General features: G+C 72.8%; 17 protein-coding genes and 1 pseudogene. 6 read left to right on the top strand and 12 right to left on the bottom strand.

Annotated elements, in window-relative coordinates; genetic code table 11:
- Positions 1 to 2 precede the first annotated feature (2 nt).
- On the top strand, positions 3 to 125 hold the full coding sequence (locus RDV84_RS25960) for a DUF6053 domain-containing protein (protein WP_425606297.1): 123 nt from the start codon (positions 3 to 5) through the stop codon (positions 123 to 125).
- Positions 126 to 134: 9 nt separating this feature from the next.
- On the opposite strand, the gene RDV84_RS06580 is transcribed toward RDV84_RS25960, so the two are convergent.
- From RDV84_RS06580 to RDV84_RS06565, 4 genes are all read right to left on the bottom strand, one after another.
- Entirely contained in the window at positions 135 to 1,859 is a 1,725-nt protein-coding gene (locus RDV84_RS06580) for a serine hydrolase (RefSeq protein ID WP_309152842.1), read from the bottom strand.
- Between the two features lie 109 nt (positions 1,860 to 1,968).
- Positions 1,969 to 2,526 (bottom strand): DUF2569 family protein, encoded by a 558-nt coding sequence (locus tag RDV84_RS06575; protein WP_309152841.1) that lies wholly within the window; start codon positions 2,524 to 2,526, stop codon positions 1,969 to 1,971.
- 108 nt (positions 2,527 to 2,634) lie between these two features.
- On the bottom strand, positions 2,635 to 3,141 hold the full coding sequence (locus RDV84_RS06570) for a DUF2569 family protein (RefSeq protein ID WP_309152840.1): 507 nt from the start codon (positions 3,139 to 3,141) through the stop codon (positions 2,635 to 2,637).
- Positions 3,142 to 3,362: 221 nt separating this feature from the next.
- Positions 3,363 to 3,791, bottom strand: a complete 429-nt coding sequence (locus RDV84_RS06565) for a hypothetical protein (RefSeq protein WP_309152839.1) — start codon at positions 3,789 to 3,791, stop codon at positions 3,363 to 3,365.
- Between RDV84_RS06565 and RDV84_RS06560 the strand changes: the two genes are divergently transcribed.
- Genes RDV84_RS06560 through RDV84_RS06550 form a run of 3 tightly spaced genes read left to right on the top strand, consistent with a single transcriptional unit; the run spans position 3,790 to position 8,225 of the window.
- A complete protein-coding gene (locus RDV84_RS06560; protein ID WP_309152838.1) occupies positions 3,790 to 5,478 on the top strand; it encodes an efflux MFS transporter permease in 1,689 nt (562 codons plus the stop codon). The genes RDV84_RS06565 and RDV84_RS06560 overlap by 2 nt on opposite strands.
- Before the next feature lie 15 nt (positions 5,479 to 5,493).
- A complete protein-coding gene (locus tag RDV84_RS06555) occupies positions 5,494 to 6,837 on the top strand; it encodes an HlyD family secretion protein (RefSeq protein WP_309152837.1) in 1,344 nt (447 codons plus the stop codon).
- Positions 6,834 to 8,225, top strand: coding sequence for an efflux transporter outer membrane subunit (locus tag RDV84_RS06550; RefSeq protein ID WP_309152836.1), 1,392 nt, complete (start codon positions 6,834 to 6,836; stop codon positions 8,223 to 8,225). Before RDV84_RS06555 ends, RDV84_RS06550 begins: the two co-directional genes overlap by 4 nt.
- A 163-nt stretch (positions 8,226 to 8,388) precedes the next feature.
- Here the strand turns inward: RDV84_RS06550 and RDV84_RS06545 are convergent, their stop codons facing one another.
- The 7 genes and pseudogenes from RDV84_RS06545 to RDV84_RS06520 form a co-directional block, all read right to left on the bottom strand.
- On the bottom strand, positions 8,389 to 9,204 hold the full coding sequence (locus RDV84_RS06545; protein ID WP_057949795.1) for an aminoglycoside phosphotransferase family protein: 816 nt from the start codon (positions 9,202 to 9,204) through the stop codon (positions 8,389 to 8,391).
- A 344-nt stretch (positions 9,205 to 9,548) separates the two neighbouring features.
- A complete protein-coding gene (locus tag RDV84_RS06540) occupies positions 9,549 to 9,818 on the bottom strand; it encodes a hypothetical protein (protein WP_057949796.1) in 270 nt (89 codons plus the stop codon).
- 27 nt (positions 9,819 to 9,845) lie between these two features.
- A pseudogene (locus tag RDV84_RS25955) lies at positions 9,846 to 10,043 on the bottom strand (DUF6053 domain-containing protein); the annotation flags it as partial.
- 75 nt (positions 10,044 to 10,118) lie between these two features.
- Positions 10,119 to 10,502: an HU family DNA-binding protein gene (locus tag RDV84_RS06535; RefSeq protein WP_057949797.1), complete on the bottom strand. Its 384-nt coding sequence runs from the start codon at positions 10,500 to 10,502 to the stop codon at positions 10,119 to 10,121.
- Between the two features lie 551 nt (positions 10,503 to 11,053).
- On the bottom strand, positions 11,054 to 12,166 hold the full coding sequence (gene zapE, locus RDV84_RS06530; RefSeq protein WP_309152835.1) for a cell division protein ZapE: 1,113 nt from the start codon (positions 12,164 to 12,166) through the stop codon (positions 11,054 to 11,056).
- On the bottom strand, positions 12,163 to 13,215 hold the full coding sequence (locus tag RDV84_RS06525; protein ID WP_309152834.1) for a lysozyme inhibitor LprI family protein: 1,053 nt from the start codon (positions 13,213 to 13,215) through the stop codon (positions 12,163 to 12,165). The genes zapE and RDV84_RS06525 overlap by 4 nt, the downstream gene beginning before the upstream one ends.
- A gap of 17 nt (positions 13,216 to 13,232) precedes the next feature.
- On the bottom strand, positions 13,233 to 13,925 hold the full coding sequence (locus tag RDV84_RS06520; protein ID WP_309152833.1) for an alpha/beta hydrolase: 693 nt from the start codon (positions 13,923 to 13,925) through the stop codon (positions 13,233 to 13,235).
- Positions 13,926 to 14,108: 183 nt separating this feature from the next.
- On the opposite strand from RDV84_RS06520, the gene RDV84_RS25950 reads away from it, so the two are divergent.
- Entirely contained in the window at positions 14,109 to 14,192 is an 84-nt protein-coding gene (locus RDV84_RS25950) for a DUF6053 domain-containing protein (protein ID WP_425606441.1), read from the top strand.
- A 62-nt stretch (positions 14,193 to 14,254) separates the two neighbouring features.
- Positions 14,255 to 14,329, top strand: coding sequence for a DUF6053 domain-containing protein (locus tag RDV84_RS25945; RefSeq protein ID WP_425606442.1), 75 nt, complete (start codon positions 14,255 to 14,257; stop codon positions 14,327 to 14,329).
- A gap of 36 nt (positions 14,330 to 14,365) precedes the next feature.
- On the opposite strand, the gene RDV84_RS06515 is transcribed toward RDV84_RS25945, so the two are convergent.
- Complete coding sequence (locus RDV84_RS06515; protein WP_309152832.1) at positions 14,366 to 16,147, bottom strand: ExeM/NucH family extracellular endonuclease; 1,782 nt, start codon at positions 16,145 to 16,147, stop codon at positions 14,366 to 14,368.
- Between the last annotated feature and the right edge of the window lie 209 nt (positions 16,148 to 16,356).

Genomic DNA, 16,356 nt, shown 5'->3' with positions numbered 1-16,356 from the left:
GTGTGGGAGGGCCTTCAGGCCCGACACTTTCGGCTCGGATCCGCGCGACTTGGCACAAGAGCATCGGGGCTGAAGCCCCTCCCACGACAGCCGCGGCTGCGGTTTCCGGCGCGATGAGTCTTTGATCGCGAGCGTCAGCGGCGCTGGCAACGCAGGTCGCGCACGCGGCCCACGTCCATCGACACCCCGTCGATCGCGCCGGCCGCATCGCGCTGGAAGCGGAAGTTCAGCGAACCCAGCAGGAAGCGGTCGCGTTCCAGCGGCTGCAGCCGCGCCGGCCCGCTGCACGCGTCGGCCCGATGCAGGGCGCCGTCGATCGCGCTGAAGCGATAGTCGCGGCCGAGTTCGTCGCAGCGGTAGTCGCCGGCGTAGGCGGCCAGTGCGGCGGCGTCGGGCTGGGCCACTTGCAGCTCGGGGAACTCGGTGCGCTTGCCGTCGGCCAGCTGCACCGCGACGCGCGGCCGGCCGCGGCCGGGGTCGCGGAACGACAGCGCGGCCACCGGGGCGTCGTCGACCTCGAACTCGTCCTTGCCGACCGGCCGCATCGGATAGGTGTCGCCGAAGGCGTGCAGCGACAGCGCGCCCTCGTCCCATTCGATCCGGCGCAGGCTGCCGGTGGCGGGATTGCGGTACACCCCGGCCCAGCGCTGCATCGCGGCGGGCGCCGTGTTCACGGTCGGGCGCGGGGCGCGTCGGGCCGCCGGTTCGGGCGGCAGGCCCAGCCACAGGTCGGCGACGCGCAGGGCGAGGCTCTCCGGGTCGGTCGAATCCAGGTTGCACAGCGTCGCCACCGACAGGTGCCGCTCCGGGAAGCGCAGCAGCTGGGCGCGGTAGCCGCCCCAGGCGCCGTCGTGGGAAACCGTCTTGAGCCCGCGGTGGCTATCGACAAACAGGCCCAACGCGTAGTCCAGCCGCGTGCCGTCGGCGAGCCGGCCCGGCTGCTGCAGGCGGGCGAGGAAGTCGGCGTCGCCGACCACGGGGCGGTAGAAGTTCTCGTCCCAGCGCTGCAGGTCGGCCAGCGTGGTCAGCACCGCGCCGTCGCCGACCTGGTCCCAGTTCGGCATGTCGATGCGGAAGCGGGCGATGCCGTCCGGCGCCTCGCCGGCCGCGCCCCCGGCGCGCGTGTAGGCGCTGGCGCGGCCGCGTACCGGCAGGGTGTGGTCGTCGCGGAACAGGGTGTCGCGCATGCCCAGTGGCGCGAAGATGCGCTCATGCGCGAACTGCGCCAGCGGTTTGCCGGCGACCCGCTTCACGATCTCGGCGGCGAGGAAATAGCCGGTGTTGCTGTAGACGAACTCGCTGCCCGGGGCGAAGTTCAGCGCCTTCTGCTTCGCCAGCAGGTCCAGGGTCTGGCGGTCGCTGCTGTAGTCGTCGTAGGCGACGCCGGCCAGCAACTGCACGTCGAGGTAGTCGCGCAGGCCGCTGGTGTGCTGCAGCAGCTGGCGCAGGGTGATGGTCTGGCCGTAGTCGGGCAGCTCGGGCACGTACTTGCGCACGTCGTCGTCGAGCGAGAGCTTGCCGTCGCGCTCCAGCAACAGCAGCGCGGCGGCGGTGAACTGCTTGGACGTCGAGCCGATGTCGAACACCGTGTCCGCGCCGATCGGCGCGGACAGCTCCAGGTTGGCCTGGCCGTAGCCTTTCTGGAACGCGATCGCGCCGTCGCGGAACACCGCGACGCCGCAGCCGGGGCTGTCGCCGCGGTTCCAGCGCGCGAAGATCGCGTCGGTGCCGGCTTCCAGCGCTGCCGGCGCTGCCGGCGTCGCCGCCGCGATGGGCGAAGCGGGCGCGGCGACCGTCGCGAAGCTGGCCAGAGCCAGAGCCAGAGCCAGCGTGGCGGCGAGGGGACGCGGAGCGTGCATGGCGTGTCCTTACGGATGCGGAGCGAGGGCCGAGCACTATAGGCAGCGCGCGCGCCGGGCCTGCGTGGCGGAAGTCACGCAGGCGCGCGGGACCAACCTGCGGCCGCGCTCAGGCGCGTCGGGGCGCGAAGGTGTTCCTCACCCGTTCGGACATGACCGCGTAGGCCATCCACGGGCCGTTCCAGAACAGCACCCGGCCGACCAGCGCCGCCGCGGCGACGCCGGCGAAGCCGTCGCCGCTGGCCTGGGACAGCAGGCCGGTCGCGATCGATACCAGGACCAGATCGATGCCGAGCCAGGCGAGGTAGACGCGCGGGAACCACGGCGACTTGATCGCGAACAGCACCAGGGCGACGAGGTTCAACGCGAACATCGCGGCGCTGACCGCGAGATAGAAGCGCAAGGCGCCGGCCTTGGCCCCGTCCATCGCCGAGGCCACCTCGGTCGATGCCAGCAGCGCGGCCATGCCGCCGGCGTTGGCCATGGCGAACAGCAGCGACCACACCATCATGATCGCCACGCCGATCAGCCAGCCGCCGCGGCCGACCGCGCCGCGGTTGCGTTCGCTGCGGTCGGTGCCGAACCGCAGCGGTTCGTCGCCGAGCCGCAGCGCACCGCGCGCGGCGGGCGGCGCGGGTTCGCGGCGGTACGGATCTTGGTCGTGCATGGCGGGTCCCCTGTGCGCGGCGCGGACGGTTCCTCCCCGGAACCCGGCGGCGGGCGCGGCCGCCACGATAGCGCCATCGCGCGTCGCGGCGCATCCATGCGGCGACTGTCAGCGGCGCGCGGCGAAGGTGTTGCGGACCCGCCGGGAGCGCAGGATGTAAACGATCCACGGGCCGTACCAGAGCAGCGCCCACAGCAACGGTGTCGCCAGGGCCATGACCAGGCTGACGTCGCCGGTCATGGCCATCATCCACGGCCGGACGCCCTTGCCGAACGCGGCCACCGCCGCCCAGGCGACGAACGTGCGCGGGAACCACCGCGACTTGCGCCAGAACAGCGTCAGCGCGGCGAGGGCGAGCGGCAGCAGCAGCGCATCGACGGCGACCCGCGCGCGCATGTAGCCCAGATACTCGGGCGACAAGTCGCCGGACAAGCCGCTACCGAACACGGCCAAGCCCAGGCTGAGAATCGCGAACGCCGCCGACAGGCCCAGGATCGCGGCGACCGCGATCAGCCAGCCGCCGAGCCCCTCGGGGCCGCGTCCGTCGCGTTCGCCATAAGGGTTCGGCACCCGGTCCGCGACGGAGGTATGCCGATACGGATCGTCCTGGTCCATCGCGTCCTCGCTTCTCGCGCTTCTCGCGCTTGTCTGGCGCCGGCCGGCGCCGTGCCGCATGTGGCGCGGCTGCATGCATCGCAGCGGCAGGATAGCCGTCCCGCGCAGTCCGTCACATCCCCGCGACGCAGGAATCGCAACATACGCGGGCAGGGGAAAGCGACTCGAACGGACAGCCCAGCCGCCTCGCGCGCGCTTGATCGTTGACCGCCCGCTGTTGCCTACTCATCCATCGCAACGCCAACGCCAGCGGGAGCCGCGCGCCTGCACATGGCCAGCACCGCCGCCACCGCCTTGTCCTTGTCCGACTCTTCCGTTCCGGGCGCCGCCGCGCCGTCTTCGTCGCCTGCCGCGTCCGCGCGACCCGTGTCCGGGCCACGGGCCGCGTCCGCGCGCGCGCCTGGGTCGTCCGCGCCGGCCGCGTCCGCGCCGATGGCGGCGAGCGCGCCCGCCATCGAGGCGCCTGCCGTCAATAGCTCCGTCGCCAACACGTCCGCCGCCAACACGCCCGGCGCGCTCGCCACGCGCGCGCCGGGCGCTCCCACCGCCGCGCCGCGCGCGCCCGGCTCGGATGCAGGCACCGGCGCTGCGCCGCCACCCCCGCCGGCCGGCCCGCCGGCCGCGCCGGCGCCGATGCCGCGCTGGCGCATGGCCGCGTTCGTGGCGATCTCGCTGCTGCTCGGGCTGACCCAAAGCCTGGGCATGAACCTGGTCGCGTCCAACCTGCCGCAGGTGCAGGGCGCGCTCGGCGCGACCACGGCCGAGGGCGCGTGGCTGCTGACCGCCTACTTCGCCACCAACATCCCGGCCAGCCTGCTGCTGACCAAGTTCCGCCTGCACTACGGCCTGCGCCTGTTCGCCGACCTCGCCATCGGCCTGTTCGTGGTCGCCGCGGTGGTGCACCTGGTCGCCAACGACCTCAGCTCGGCGATCGCCGCGCGCGCCGCGCTCGGCATCGCCGCCGCGCCGCTGAGCTCGCTGACCGTGCTGTACATGGCAGAGGTCTTCAGCGGCCCGAAGAAGGTCATCGGCCTGATGTTCGGCTTCGCCGCGTTGCAGACCGGCGCGCCGGTGTCGCGGATCATCGCCGAAGGGCTGTTCCTGCACGGCCAGTGGCACGGCGTGGTGATGTTCGAGCTGGGCCTGGCGTTGGCCTGCTTCGCCGCGATCAACCTGCTGCGGGTCACCCCGGTGCCGCGCCAGCCGATGTTCGACGGCCTCGACATCGTCAGTTTCCCGCTCTACGCCAGCGCCATCGCCCTGGTCACCGTGGTGTTGACCCAGGGCCGGCTGCGCTGGTGGCTGGACACGCCGTGGCTCGGCGAATGCCTGGTCGCCGCGGCGGTGTGCGCGGGTTTGTTCGTGATCGTCGAGATCAACCGTTCCAAGCCGATGGTCAACCTGCGCTGGCTGCTGCACGGCGGCTACATGGTGCGGCTGGGGCTGGCGATCACGCTGTCGCGCATGGTGCTGTCGGAGCAGTCGGTCGGCGCGGTCGGCCTGCTCAACGTGCTCGGCCTGCTCAACGAACAGATGCACACGCTGTTCTGGCTGGTGCTGCTGGGCACCGTGGCCGGGTTCGTGGTGACGCTGCTGTTCCTGCCGAAACAACGCTTCGATCTGCTCGGATTGATCGCGGTGGCGATCGTCGGGGTGTGCGCCTACGTGGATTCGCACGCGACCAACCTGACCCGGCCGGAGAATTTCTATCTCACCCAGACCCTGATCGCGATGGCGGCGTCGATGTTCCTGGCCTCCTCGATCCTGCTGGCGCTGGTGCGCGTGGTCGCCGACGGGCTGCGCAATCTGGTCACCTTCATCGTCTTGTTCAGCACCACCAACGCGCTCGGCGGCCTGCTCGGCTCGGCGGTGCTGGGCACCTACCTGGCCCAGCGCCAGACCGCGCACTACCAGCACCTGATGCAGCAGGCCACGCTCGCCGACCCACAGGTGGCGCTGCGCACCCAGCAACTCGGCGGCGCGGTCGCGCGCGTGCTCGGCGACGCCGCGGCGCGCGGCAACCAGGGGCTGGCGTCGTTCAACCAGCAGGTCGTGCGCGAATCGTGGGTGCTGGCCTACAACGACGTGTTCCTGGCGGTGGCGTGGCTGGCCGCGGCGGTGCTGGCCTGGGTGCTGCTGCTGAAGTGGCAGCTGTGGCGGCGTGGCCACACCGTGGTCAGCTTCGCCTCGCAGGTGCCCGGCCCGTTCGGCCCGCCGGCCGCGGCGCCCGCGCCGGCGCCCGGCCGCGACGCCGCGGCGACGCCGCCTGCGCTGCAATCGCCGCCGAACCCCGCCGCTTCCGCCGCCCCTTCCGCTCCCGCCCCCGCCCGCTCCTGACCCGAAGGACGCCCCATGCCCCTGAAGACGCCCTTCAAATCCAAGGCCACCATCCCGGCGCTGCTGATCGCGCTGCTGGCGGTGCTGGTGATCCTCTACGCCTGGCGGCTGTGGCCGTTCTCCAGCGCGCGCCAGACCACCGAGAACGCTTACGTGCGCGGTAGCGTCACCGTGATCGCGCCGAAGGTCGACGGCTACGTCGCCCAGGTGCGGGTGCAGGACTACATGCAGGTCAAGGCCGGGCAGGTGCTGGTCGAACTCGACGCGCGCAACTACCGCCAGCGCCTGGACCAGGCCCAGGCCAACCTCGCCGCGCAGCAAGCCAACCTGTCCAACTCGACCCAGGCCCAGCGCGTGCGCGAGGCCGCGGTGGCGAACGTGGACGCGCAGCTCAAGGCGGCGCAGGCCAACCTCGCCCGCGCCCAGGCCGACATGCGCCGCGCGCAGGCGCTGGTCGGCGACGGTTCGCTGTCCAAGCGCGAGCGCGACCAGACCCTGGCCGCGTTGCGCCAGGCCGAGGCCTCGATGGGACAGGCCCGGGCCGCGCGCCGTTCGGCCGACGAAGACGTGCGCTCGGTGATCGTCAACCGCGACGCGCTGACCGCGGCGGTGGCCAATGCGCGCGCCGCGCTCAAGCTGGCCGAAATCGACCTGGCCAACACCCGCATCCTGGCGCCGCAGGACGGCCAGCTCGGCGAGATCGGCGTGCGCCTGGGCCAGTACGTCACCCCCGGCACCCAGCTGATGCAGCTGGTGCCGCACCGGGTGTGGGTGGTGGCGAACTTCAAGGAATCGCAGACCGCCGGCATCCGCCCGGGGCAGGCGGCATGGTTCCGGGTCGACGCGCTCGACGGCAAGACCCTGCGCGGCCGGGTCGAGCGGCTCTCGCCGGCGACCGGTTCGGAATTCAGCGTGATCAAGACCGACAACGCCACCGGCAACTTCACCAAGGTTGCCCAACGCCTGCCGGTGCGCATCGCGCTCGAACCCGGCCGCGACGAGGCCGAGCGCGCGCTGGTCGCGCGCCTGCGGCCGGGCATGTCGGTGGAAGCGACGGTCGATACCGCGAGCGCGATCGACGCCGACGCGGTGCATCGCGCCGAACAGGCCGCGGCCGCGGATGCGGCGCGCGACGCCTCAGTGCCGGCGCTGCAAGCCGACGACGGCGCGGCGGCGGGTGCGGCGGCGAGTCCGACGTCGAGCGTCGGGCCTGCGAACAGCGAGGCTTCGAGCGGCAGGCTTCCGAATGGCGGGCCTGCGAACAACGCTTCGTCGCACAGCGCGCCTTCGCCGGCCGGCCCGCCCGATGCCGCCGCCGCGAAGCGCGATGCGGCCAACCACGGGACGCCATCGCGATGAGCCGGCTGCGCACGCTCGCGCGCACCGCCGCGCTCGCCGCGGCGACGGCGGCGCTCGCCGCCTGCGTCACCATCGCCCCGCCGCCGGCGCTGGACGCGCCGCCCGCGGCGTGGCGCGACGCGCCCGGCGCCGGCATCGCGGTGCAGCGCGACTGGTGGCGCGGCTACAACGATCCGGCGCTGTCGCAGTTGGTCGAGACCGCGCTCGAACACAACACCGACCTGCGCCTGGCCGCCGCGCGCGTGGCCGAAGCGCGCGCGCTGCTCGACGCGCAGGGCGCGCAGCAGTGGCCGACGCTGGACTTGGCCGGCAGCGCCACCCGCGCGCGCAGCGTCGGCGCGGCGACCGGACGGCCGAATCTGTCGACCGTCAGCCAGCCGCAGTTCCAGGCGGCGTACGAAGTCGATCTGTGGGGCCGCCTGGGTTCGCTGACCGACGCGGCGCGCGCCAACCTGCTCGCCAGCCAGACCGGCGCCGACAGCGTGCGCCTGAGCGTCGCCGCGGCGGTGGCCTCCGGTTATCTGGGCCTGCGCGCCAGCGACGCGCGCCTGGACGTGGCCCGGCGGACTCTGGCCTCGCGCGAGAACGCGCTCAAGCTGGCCCAGCGCCGTTACGACACCGGCTACACCTCGCGCCTGGAACTGGCCCAGGCCCAGGCCGAATACCGCGCCACCGCGCAGGTGGTGCCGCAGCTGGCGCTGGCGATCCGGCGCCAGGAAGACGCGCTGTCGGTCTTGCTCGGTCGCGCGCCGCAGCCGATCCAACGCGGCCGGCCGCTGGCCGAGATCGCCGCGCCCGCGCTGCCGGCGGCCGGCGTGCCCTCGCAACTGCTGCGGCGCCGTCCCGACATCGCCCAGGGCGAGGCGCAGATCGCCGCCAGCGACGCCAGCCTCGCCGCCGCGCGCGCGCAACTGCTGCCGTCGCTGCGCCTGACCGGTTCGATCGGCAGCCTGGAATCGAGCCTGCTGCACGGCGATCCGATCCGGGTGTGGAGCGTCGGCGGCAGCGTGCTGGCGCCGCTGTTCAACGCCGGCCGCCTGCGCGCCGGCGTCCACGCCAGCGCCGCGCGCCGCGACCAGGCGGTGCTGGGCTATCAGAAGACCGTGCTGACCGCGTTCGCCGAAGTCGAGGACGCGATGGCGGCGATCGCCCACCTGCGCGAACAGCGCGAGCAGGCCGTGCAACAGCAACAGGCGCTGGCCGAAGCGCTGCGGATCGCGCACAACCGCTACAACGAGGGTTATGCCTCGTACCTGGAAGAGCTCGACGCGCAGCGCAACCTGTTCAACGCGGAACTGACCGCGCTGCAGTTGCAGGGCGACGCGCTGACGGCGGAGGTGAATCTGTACAAGGCGCTGGGCGGCGGGTGGGAGGCGGCGGCGCGGTGAGGGGTCCGGCGAGCTGAGCGGACAGCATCGGGCCTGAAGGCCCTCCCACAACAGCAAAGGCCCTCCCACAACAGCACTCGACGTCGGGCTCGCTTGGCCCGTGCTTGTGCTGTTGTGGGAGGGCCTTCAGGCCTGACGCTTTCCTGTCAGGTCGCCATCGCCCTCAAACCCGATCCAACTCGTTCAAGGCCTTGCCGATGATCGCGAACTCCTTGTCCGGCTGCTCGGCATCGCTGAGGAACCACGCTGCCGACAGGCCCTGGAACGCGACGATCCACTGCAGCATCCGCCGCCGCTCGATCCGCGCGTGTTCGCACACCACCGCCAGCCGGCGCTCGAAATTCCCCGGCGCCAGCGCGGTCTCGCCGTCGGGATCGGTGAACAGGTTGGCGTAGTCGAATCCGCGCTCGCCCATCACCCGCTTGGGATCGATGGCGATCCAGCCGCGCTGCGGGCCGGCGTCGAGCACGTTCTCGTGGTGGATGTCGCCGTGCAGCGGCACCACTTCGCGCGGATCGTCGAGCAACTCCTGCGCGACTTCCCAGCAGCGCCGCAGCACGCCGCCGTGGCTGGCCGCGTACACGGGCAGGTCGGCGAACCATTCGCGCAAGCCCGCCAGTCCGTCCGGCGGCGGTTGCGGCCGCGGCGCGTGCAGCCGCGCGATCGCGCCGCACAGGACACGCGTGGCTTCCTCGTCCTGGCCGTTGCGCGCCATCTGCACCAGCGAGCGCGGCCCGCAGGCGCGTTCGAGCAACAGCGCGCCCTCGCCGTCGTCGGCGTAGACGCGCGCGGCGCCGTCGCCGTCCCACCAGTTCATCAACAGGCCGCCGCGCTTCTCTTCGGCTTCGCGCGCGATCTTGAGCATCGCCGGACGGCCTTCATGGCGCACCGGCAACAGATCGCTGCTGTGGGTATGGATGGGCGCTCCGTCGGCGCTGAGGTTCCACAGCGCGAGGTGTCGATCGTACGGCGTCGTCATGCGCGAACGGCGGTGGCGGCGGAACCTTGGATATCGGGACGAATCCGACGCGGGCAAGAGCCGCGCGCGTGCACAGATGTTTCTTTGTGTAGCCCGCGATGCGAATGTCGCGCCCGCTCCCTGTAGGAGCGGCGCAAGCCGCGACCGCGACACTGCAACTACGGCGACGGCGATCCCGCGACAGTAGCGGATACCGCGAGGTCGCTCAGGTAGGCGAGGCGCGTCGTTATCGCGCTGGCGCGGTCGCGACTTGCGTCGCTCCTACAGGTCGCTGCTACAAGAGGAATCGGGAACGCGCGCGAGACGTGGCGGGCGAAAAAGCCGATGAGGCAAAGTCGCTGCGGTCAGGGCGCATCGGTTTCCTGCGCCGCGTCCTCGCGCTCCTTGAGCACCTGCGCGGCTTCGGTATCCGCCGCGACCCGGTGGCGCAGCGACTTGCAACGCTCCACGCCCGCGTCGGTGAGGATCAGCACGCCGTCCTCGCCGGCCTCGGCCAACGCCGCCTCGACCAGGCGTTCGCTGAGGGCGCGCGAATGGTGGCCCGGCGCGTGGCCCTGATCGATGCGCTGCAAAACGTCCAGCAAGGCCAAGTCTTCCAGGCTGATCGGATCCACGACGGAGCTCCAAGGCGAATGCGCGCACTATGCCACGGCGGTCGCGCCGGAGATGCGGCGCGTGCGCGGCTTCATCGTATTCATTTTTTGGCGCGGGCTGGAATGTGGCCGCTGGCCGAAAAGCATCGGGCCTGAAGGCCCTCCCACCCGAGCGGCCGCGGTGTCGGCTCGTGTGGGAGGGCCTTCAGGCCCGACGCTCCTCGCTCCGGTCGCCGCTCCGCGAAAACACGAACGCCGCCCGAAGGCGGCGTCCGGCGAAGCAGCCGATGCGGCGGGCCGAAGCGCGCCGCATCCGCAGGATCAGAGCGCGGCGTCCTTGAGCTTCTTGAGCGGGCGCACCTTCACCTTGACGGTGGCCGGCTTGGCGGCGAACCACTGCTCTTCCTTGGTGAACGGGTTGATGCCCTTGCGCTTCGGCTTGGCCGGGACGCTGACGGCGGTGATCTTCAGGATGCCCGGCAGGGTGAACGCGCCGGCGCCCTTCTTGTTGATCGAGGCGTGCACGGCGCCTTCCAGCGCGCCGAGGATCGAGCGCACGTCCTTGGCGACGACGCCGGTGGTTTCGGCCAGGTGCGCGACCAGACCCGACTTGCTCAGCACTTCCTTGATCGGCTTCGGAGCGGCGGTCTTGGCGGCGGCCTTCGGCGCGGCCTTCTTCTTTGCAGCGGTCTTTTTCGTAGCCATAGTGTTTTCCGGTAGTACGGCGTTGGATGGATGGGTTGCCTGGTTAACCCCTCGGCAAGGCGGAATGTAGGGCAAGCCCGCCGCGTCGCCAAGAGCTTTGGCGTAAAAAAATGCGGGTTTTTCAGCCGCGCGCGCCCTGTTGCGGCCGCGCGCACGGAAAAAACCCTGGCGCGTACGGGGTTTGGCCTCGATCCGGGCGCGCGGGCGCGCCGTCGCCGCGCGCGAAAAACCCCTTGAAAACAGGGTTTTCGACGGTTCGTGCGGCGGCGCAGCGAAACTTTGCGCGCGCCGCGCGCGCGGCCGGCCCGCTCGCGCCGCGCCGGCGTCGGCGGCGCGGCGGCATTCAGTCGCGGGCGGGCTCGTGCGTGCGCGGGGCGTCGCGGTTGTGCACGGTTGCGCGAAATGCGCCGCGGCGCGGCGCGCTGGCGCGGCGAACGAGCGCGGGCACGCAACGCAAACCGGCGCGCGTAGCGGCGCAATCGCTGCACGCGGCCTTCACCGGCGACGGCGCGCGCGGTCGCGGCCCGGCAGGCAGCGACGGGCCGCGGCGGCTAGCCGCGGTGCTCGCGCGCCAGGTACTCGGCCGACTGCATCTCGATCAGGCGCGAGGCGGTGCGTTCGAACGCGCCGGTCAGGCGCTCGCCGCGGTACAGCCCGGTCGGCGCGTCGGCGGCGGTGCACACCAGATTGACGTGGCGGTCGTAGAACTCGTCGATCAGGTTGACGAAGCGCCGCGCCGGATCGTCGTTGCGGCCGTCGAACAGCGGGATGCCGCCGAGCAGCACGGTGTGGTACTCGGTGGCGATCTCGATGTAGTCGCTGGCCGCGCGCGGGCCTTCGCACAGCGCGGCGAAGTCGAACCAGGCGTGGCCGTCGGCGCGCGCGCGCACCGCGATGTCGCGGTCGTCGATGCGCAGCGGCCCGGATTCGGGCGCGCAGCCGGCCGACAGCTCCTTCCAGCGTCCGGCCAGCCAGGCGTCCGATTCGGCGTCCAGCGGCGCGCGGTACACCGGCGAGCGGGTCAGCGCGCGCAGCCGGTAATCGCGCTGGCTGTCGAGCAGCAGCACCTGGCAATGGGACTGGATCTGCTCGATCGCCGGCTTGAAGCGGTCGCGCTGCAGGCCGTCGGCGTAGAGGTTGGGCGGGTCGATGTTGGAGGTGGTGACCAGGGTCACGCCCTCGGCGAACAGGCGCTCGAGCAGGCGCCCGAGCAGCATCGCATCGCCGATGTCGATGACGAAGAACTCGTCCAGCACCAGCACCCGCAGCGTGTCGCGCCACTCGCGCGCGATCTTGGCCAGCGGGTCGCTCTGGCCGGCGTGCGCGCGCAGCTGGGCATGGACCTCGCGCATGAAGCGGTGGAAGTGGGTGCGGCGCTTCTGCGCGATCGGCAACTGCTCGTAGAACAGATCGATCAGGAAGGTCTTGCCGCGGCCGACGCCGCCCCACAGGTACAGCCCGCGCACGCCTTCGCGCGGCTTGCCGCGCAGGCGGTCGAACAGGCCGGGCTCGGGCGCGTCGAGCAGTTGCGCCTGGATCCGGTCGAGTTCGCGCAAGGCCGGATGCTGGGCCGGATCGTCGCTCCATTCGCCGCGCGCGACGCCGGCGGCGTAGGCCTGCGACGGCGTGCGCGCCGCCGCGCCGTCCTGCGGATGGGCGCTCACGGTTGCGCCAGCACGCGGCCGCCGGCCGACATCGCCCGCACCGGCACCTGTTCCTGGTAGCCGTCGGCCCACGCGTCCACCGCCGTCGGCAGCTTGCCGGTCCAGGCCGGATCGGAGCTGTAGTAGCGCAGTTCGGCGTGGCCGCGCTTGTCTTCGCCGCGCACCGCCGCCCATTGCCGGCCGTCGTCGGCCTGGATCAGCAGCGCGCGCATGGTCACCGCCACCCCGCGCACGTATCCGCTGGTGACCTGGGCCTTGAGCTCGGCGTCGGCGCGGGTGTCGGTGACGTCCATGCGCTCGACCAGCGCGTCGTAGTCCTCGCCGACCAGGGCGCGCAGGCGCGCGTCGTCCTCGGGCTTGAGCACCACGCCCAGGTCGAGCAGGGTCCAGTGGGTGGTCGCCACCGCCGCCGGCAGGCCGGGCAGGTAGCGGCCGCTGAAGAACACGCCCACGCCGGCGCCGCAGTCGCTGCCGGTGTGCTGCTGCTCGATCTGGATCTGGCGGTGGAAGCGGTGGAAGGTCAGTTCGCAGCGGGCGTTGTCGCCCTGGCCCTTGAAGGTCATCTCGCTGTCGCCGGCCTTGCGCGCGCGGCCGGACAGCAGGCCGGTGTTGGCGCCGGAACTGGCCTGCAGTTCGAGTTCGTAGCGGTCCTCGCCGGCCGGCTTGAGCGAGAGCGTGGCGGTGCCGTCGCTGCGGGTCCACTCGCCGCTCCAGTCGAACTTGCCCGATACCGCGGCCGGCTTGAGTTCGGTCAGGCGGCCGACGTAGGCCATGCGCAGGCAGCGCACCTGACCGTCGCAGCGGTCGCGCTCGCGCAGCCAGGCCTGCTGGTCTTTCTTGAGTTCGCCGCGGTAGTCGCTGGCCTTGCGCGCGGCGGCGTAGGCGTCGTCGAGTTCGCCGTCGCGCTGGCGCAGCAGCGGATCGGCGCAGATGGCTTGTTCGTTGCGGTTGGCGGCCTTGGCGCAGTCGATGCCGGCGGCGGCGGCCGGCGGCGCGACGGCGGCGAGCGCGGCGGCCAGCGGCAGCGCCAGGCGGGGGGAAAGGCGCATGGGGGAAGCGTCCTGGGTCAGGCGGGCGGCGCGGCGCTGTCGGCGTCGGTCTGGGGCGGCAGGTGCGGGCGCACCGAGTTCTTGATCGCGCCGCGCAGGTCGATCAGGCGGCGATGGAAGAAATGCGAGGTGTCGGGCATGCGCACCAGCTCGGGCGGCTGGCGCAGGCCGGCGATCCAGGCGTAAACCGCTTCGGGATCGACGATCTCGTCGGCCTCGCCCTGGATCACGATCCACGGATAGCCCGACGGCGGCGCGATCCGGTCGAAGTCCCAGCGTCCGGCCGGCGGCGCGATCGAGATCAGCAGCTTGGGCTGCAGTTCGTCGGCCATGCGCAGCGAGACGTAGGCGCCGAAGCTGAAACCGGCCAGCCACAGCTGCGCGTCGGGACGCTGCGCGCGGACCCAGGCGGCGACCGCGCGCAGGTCGTCGCATTCGCCTTCGCCCTGGTCGAACTCGCCCTCGGAGTGGCCGACGCCGCGGAAGTTGAAGCGCACCGTGGCCGCGCCGCATTCGCGCAGCGAGCGCGCGGCCATGGTCACGACCTTGTTGTGCATGGTCCCGCCTTCGGTCGGCAGCGGGTGGCAGACGATGGCGACGATCGGGCGCGCCGGCGCCTCGGGCGCTTCCACGATGGCCTCGATCGCCCCGGCCGGGCCGGCCAGGGTCAGCGTGGCGCTCGCATCGCTGGGAAAGGCGGGGATGCTCATGCCGCGCATGATACGGGGCGGCGCGAGGCGGGTGTTACGGCGGCGTGTGCGCGGCGATGGCGGCCAAGGCGGGCAAATCGGCGCGTCGCGACGGCGGGGAGGCCGAGGTCGCAGGTCGTCGATCCTGGCGGTGTGTCGCATCGGATCGAAAGGCGTCGGGGCTGAAGCCCCTCCCACAATTGCATGAGCTCGGTGGGAGGGCCTTCAGGCCCGATGCTTTCGGCGCAGGTCGCGGTGTCGCGTCGGATCGAAGAGCGTCGGGGCTGAAGCCCCCTCCCACAACCGCGCAGGCACGAATCGCCAGCGCGAGCCTCGATGCCTGCGGCTCGGTGGGAGGGCCTTCAGGCCCGATGCTTTCGGCGCAGGTCGCCGCGTCGCGTCGGATCGAAGAGCGTCGGGGCTGAAGCCCCTCCCACAAGGAGTCGAATCCCGGCCCGCGCTCAGCGCGGCAGCAAGTCGAAGCCGAGCAGCACCGGATCGTGGTCGGAGCTGCGCCACGGTCCCGCGCCGCCGTTGCGGTAGCCGGCGCTGTCGGGTTCGTCGGCGTTGACGTGCCACTCGGCCGCGCCGCGCAGGGTCGCGGCCAGCGCCGGCGAGAGCAGGGCATGGTCGAGGCGGCCGAGTTCGCCGTCGTAGACATAGCTGTAGGGCGAGGCGACCTTGGCCGCGGCGAACGCGTCCTGCCAGCCGGCCGCGTACAGCTCGCGCAGCGGTTGTTCCTGGGCGTAGGCGTTGAGGTCGCCGACGATCATCGTCAGCGCGCCGCCGCTGCGGGTCGGGTCGGTCTTCAGCCACGCGTCCAGGCGCCGCGCCGAATCGCTGCGCAGCGCGTTCCAGCAGGCCGCGCCGTCGCCCTGGTCGCGGTCGGCGCCTTCGGCGTCGCGGCAGCCCTTGGACTTGAAGTGGTTGGCCGCGACCACGAACGCCGGGCCGCGCGCGCCGCCGGCGCCGAGCGCCTGGAACGCCTGCGCCAGCGGCACCCGCGAGTGCGGGCCGAACGGGCCCTGTTCCAGCGTCGCGGCCAGGCCGCGCGCGGCCACGCGCTGGCCGCGATAGATCAGGCCGACCCGGATCGCGTTGTCGCCGGGGCCGCGCACCGCGAGCGCGCAAGGCTGCTTGCACGGCGCGGCGTAGCGCCAGTCCTGGGCGCCGCCGCCGCCGGCGGCATCGGCGCGGTCGAGCGCGGCCACCAGTTGCGCCAGGGTCGAATCGGGGCCGTAACCGTCGTTCTCCAGCTCCATCAACGCGGCCACGTCGGGGTTCATGGCGTGGATGGTCTCGACCAGCTTGGCCAGCTGGGCGTGGAATTCGGCCTCGGTGCGCGCGCCGCGCGGGGTCGGGAAACCGCCGCCGCGGCCGTCGCCGTTGAACAGGTTCTCCAGGTTGAACGCGGCGATGCGGACCTGGCCGTCGACCCGCGGCGGCTGTTGCGGGCGCGGCGCCGGCTGCAGCGCCGGCGCGCGTTCCAGGCGCAGGCCGGGGCCGTCGCCGCGCGGCAGGGCGATGCCTTCGACCGCGCTCACCGCGCTGCCGCTGCGGGCGCGGTAAGCCTCGTCGCCGAGCGCCTCGCCGCTGAGGGTCAGGCGCCGGCGCAGGTTGTCGGCGGCGACCGCGCGCGCGGCCTCGCTGCCCGGCATGGCGCGTTCGCCCGGTTGCCACAGTGGGCCGTCGAAGGCGACCGCGACGGTGCCGCGCTCGCGGTCTCGGTCGGCCAGGACCAGCGGCGCGTCGATGCGCACGCGCATGCCGGCGAGCGCGTTCCAGTCCGGCGCGGCGGTCAGCGCGACCGGCGCGACCGGGCGCAGCCGCGCCCGCGCGCGCATCGGTTCGATCCGTTCGGCGTCGATCGCCAGCAGGCTGGCGGCGCGGCCCTTGCCGGCGGCCGGCAGCGCGGCGCGATGGACCCGGCCGGTCACCTGCACGTTCTGGCCCGGCGCCAGGCCCGCCGCGGCCGGGCCGAGCACCCAGATCGCATCGGAGGTGGCGGCGTCGCCGTCGCCGGCGTCCTGCAGCAGCCAGCCTGGCTGGCCGTCGGCGCCGGCCAGGGCGGCGGTGACGGTGCCGGCCACGCGCGCCTGGACGATATCGCCGGCGGCCTGCAGCGAGCCGATCGGCACCGCTTGCGGCTGCGCCGCCGCGTCGCGGTCGGCGCGCGGCGCGCTGGCGCAGGCGGCCAGCAGCAGGCAGGGCGCGAAGGCGAGGGCGGGGCGGATACGCGTCATGGCGGACTCGGCGGGACGGAGGGAGCGGCCATTATCCGCAGCCCGATTGCGGTCCGTCGTGTGCCGTGTGGCGGCAACGCGGGTGCCGCCGGGCCTGTCGGGCGCGTGCGGGACGACGGCCGCGGCCAGTGCGGGGCGCGCGGGCGTCGGGCCGGAAACGAAAAACGCCGCCCCTAGGGCGGCGTTTCCGGATCGGCGCGGGCGCGGCG

The sequence above is a fragment of the Lysobacter yananisis genome, from assembly GCF_031199375.1.
In the GTDB taxonomy this organism is placed as follows: Bacteria; Pseudomonadota; Gammaproteobacteria; order Xanthomonadales; family Xanthomonadaceae; genus Lysobacter; species Lysobacter yananisis.
This window is presented reverse-complemented; position numbering and strand designations above follow the sequence as displayed.

Bases quoted from the DNA above. Each gene is read 5' to 3' on its own strand.
- RDV84_RS06580 (WP_309152842.1), bottom strand. From the start codon at position 1,859: ATGCACGCTCCGCGTCCCCTCGCCGCCACGCTGGCTCTGGCTCTGGCT.
- RDV84_RS06575 (WP_309152841.1), bottom strand. From the start codon at position 2,526: ATGCACGACCAAGATCCGTACCGCCGCGAACCCGCGCCGCCCGCCGCG.
- RDV84_RS06570 (WP_309152840.1), bottom strand. From the start codon at position 3,141: ATGGACCAGGACGATCCGTATCGGCATACCTCCGTCGCGGACCGGGTG.
- RDV84_RS06560 (WP_309152838.1), top strand. From the start codon at position 3,790: ATGGCCGCGTTCGTGGCGATCTCGCTGCTGCTCGGGCTGACCCAAAGC.
- RDV84_RS06565 (WP_309152839.1), bottom strand. From the start codon at position 3,791: ATGCGCCAGCGCGGCATCGGCGCCGGCGCGGCCGGCGGGCCGGCCGGC.
- RDV84_RS06555 (WP_309152837.1), top strand. From the start codon at position 5,494: ATGCCCCTGAAGACGCCCTTCAAATCCAAGGCCACCATCCCGGCGCTG.
- RDV84_RS06550 (WP_309152836.1), top strand. From the start codon at position 6,834: ATGAGCCGGCTGCGCACGCTCGCGCGCACCGCCGCGCTCGCCGCGGCG.
- RDV84_RS06545 (WP_057949795.1), bottom strand. From the start codon at position 9,204: ATGACGACGCCGTACGATCGACACCTCGCGCTGTGGAACCTCAGCGCC.
- RDV84_RS06535 (WP_057949797.1), bottom strand. From the start codon at position 10,502: ATGGCTACGAAAAAGACCGCTGCAAAGAAGAAGGCCGCGCCGAAGGCC.
- RDV84_RS06525 (WP_309152834.1), bottom strand. From the start codon at position 13,215: ATGCGCCTTTCCCCCCGCCTGGCGCTGCCGCTGGCCGCCGCGCTCGCC.
- RDV84_RS06520 (WP_309152833.1), bottom strand. From the start codon at position 13,925: ATGAGCATCCCCGCCTTTCCCAGCGATGCGAGCGCCACGCTGACCCTG.
- RDV84_RS25950 (WP_425606441.1), top strand. From the start codon at position 14,109: ATGAGCTCGGTGGGAGGGCCTTCAGGCCCGATGCTTTCGGCGCAGGTC.
- RDV84_RS06515 (WP_309152832.1), bottom strand. From the start codon at position 16,147: ATGACGCGTATCCGCCCCGCCCTCGCCTTCGCGCCCTGCCTGCTGCTG.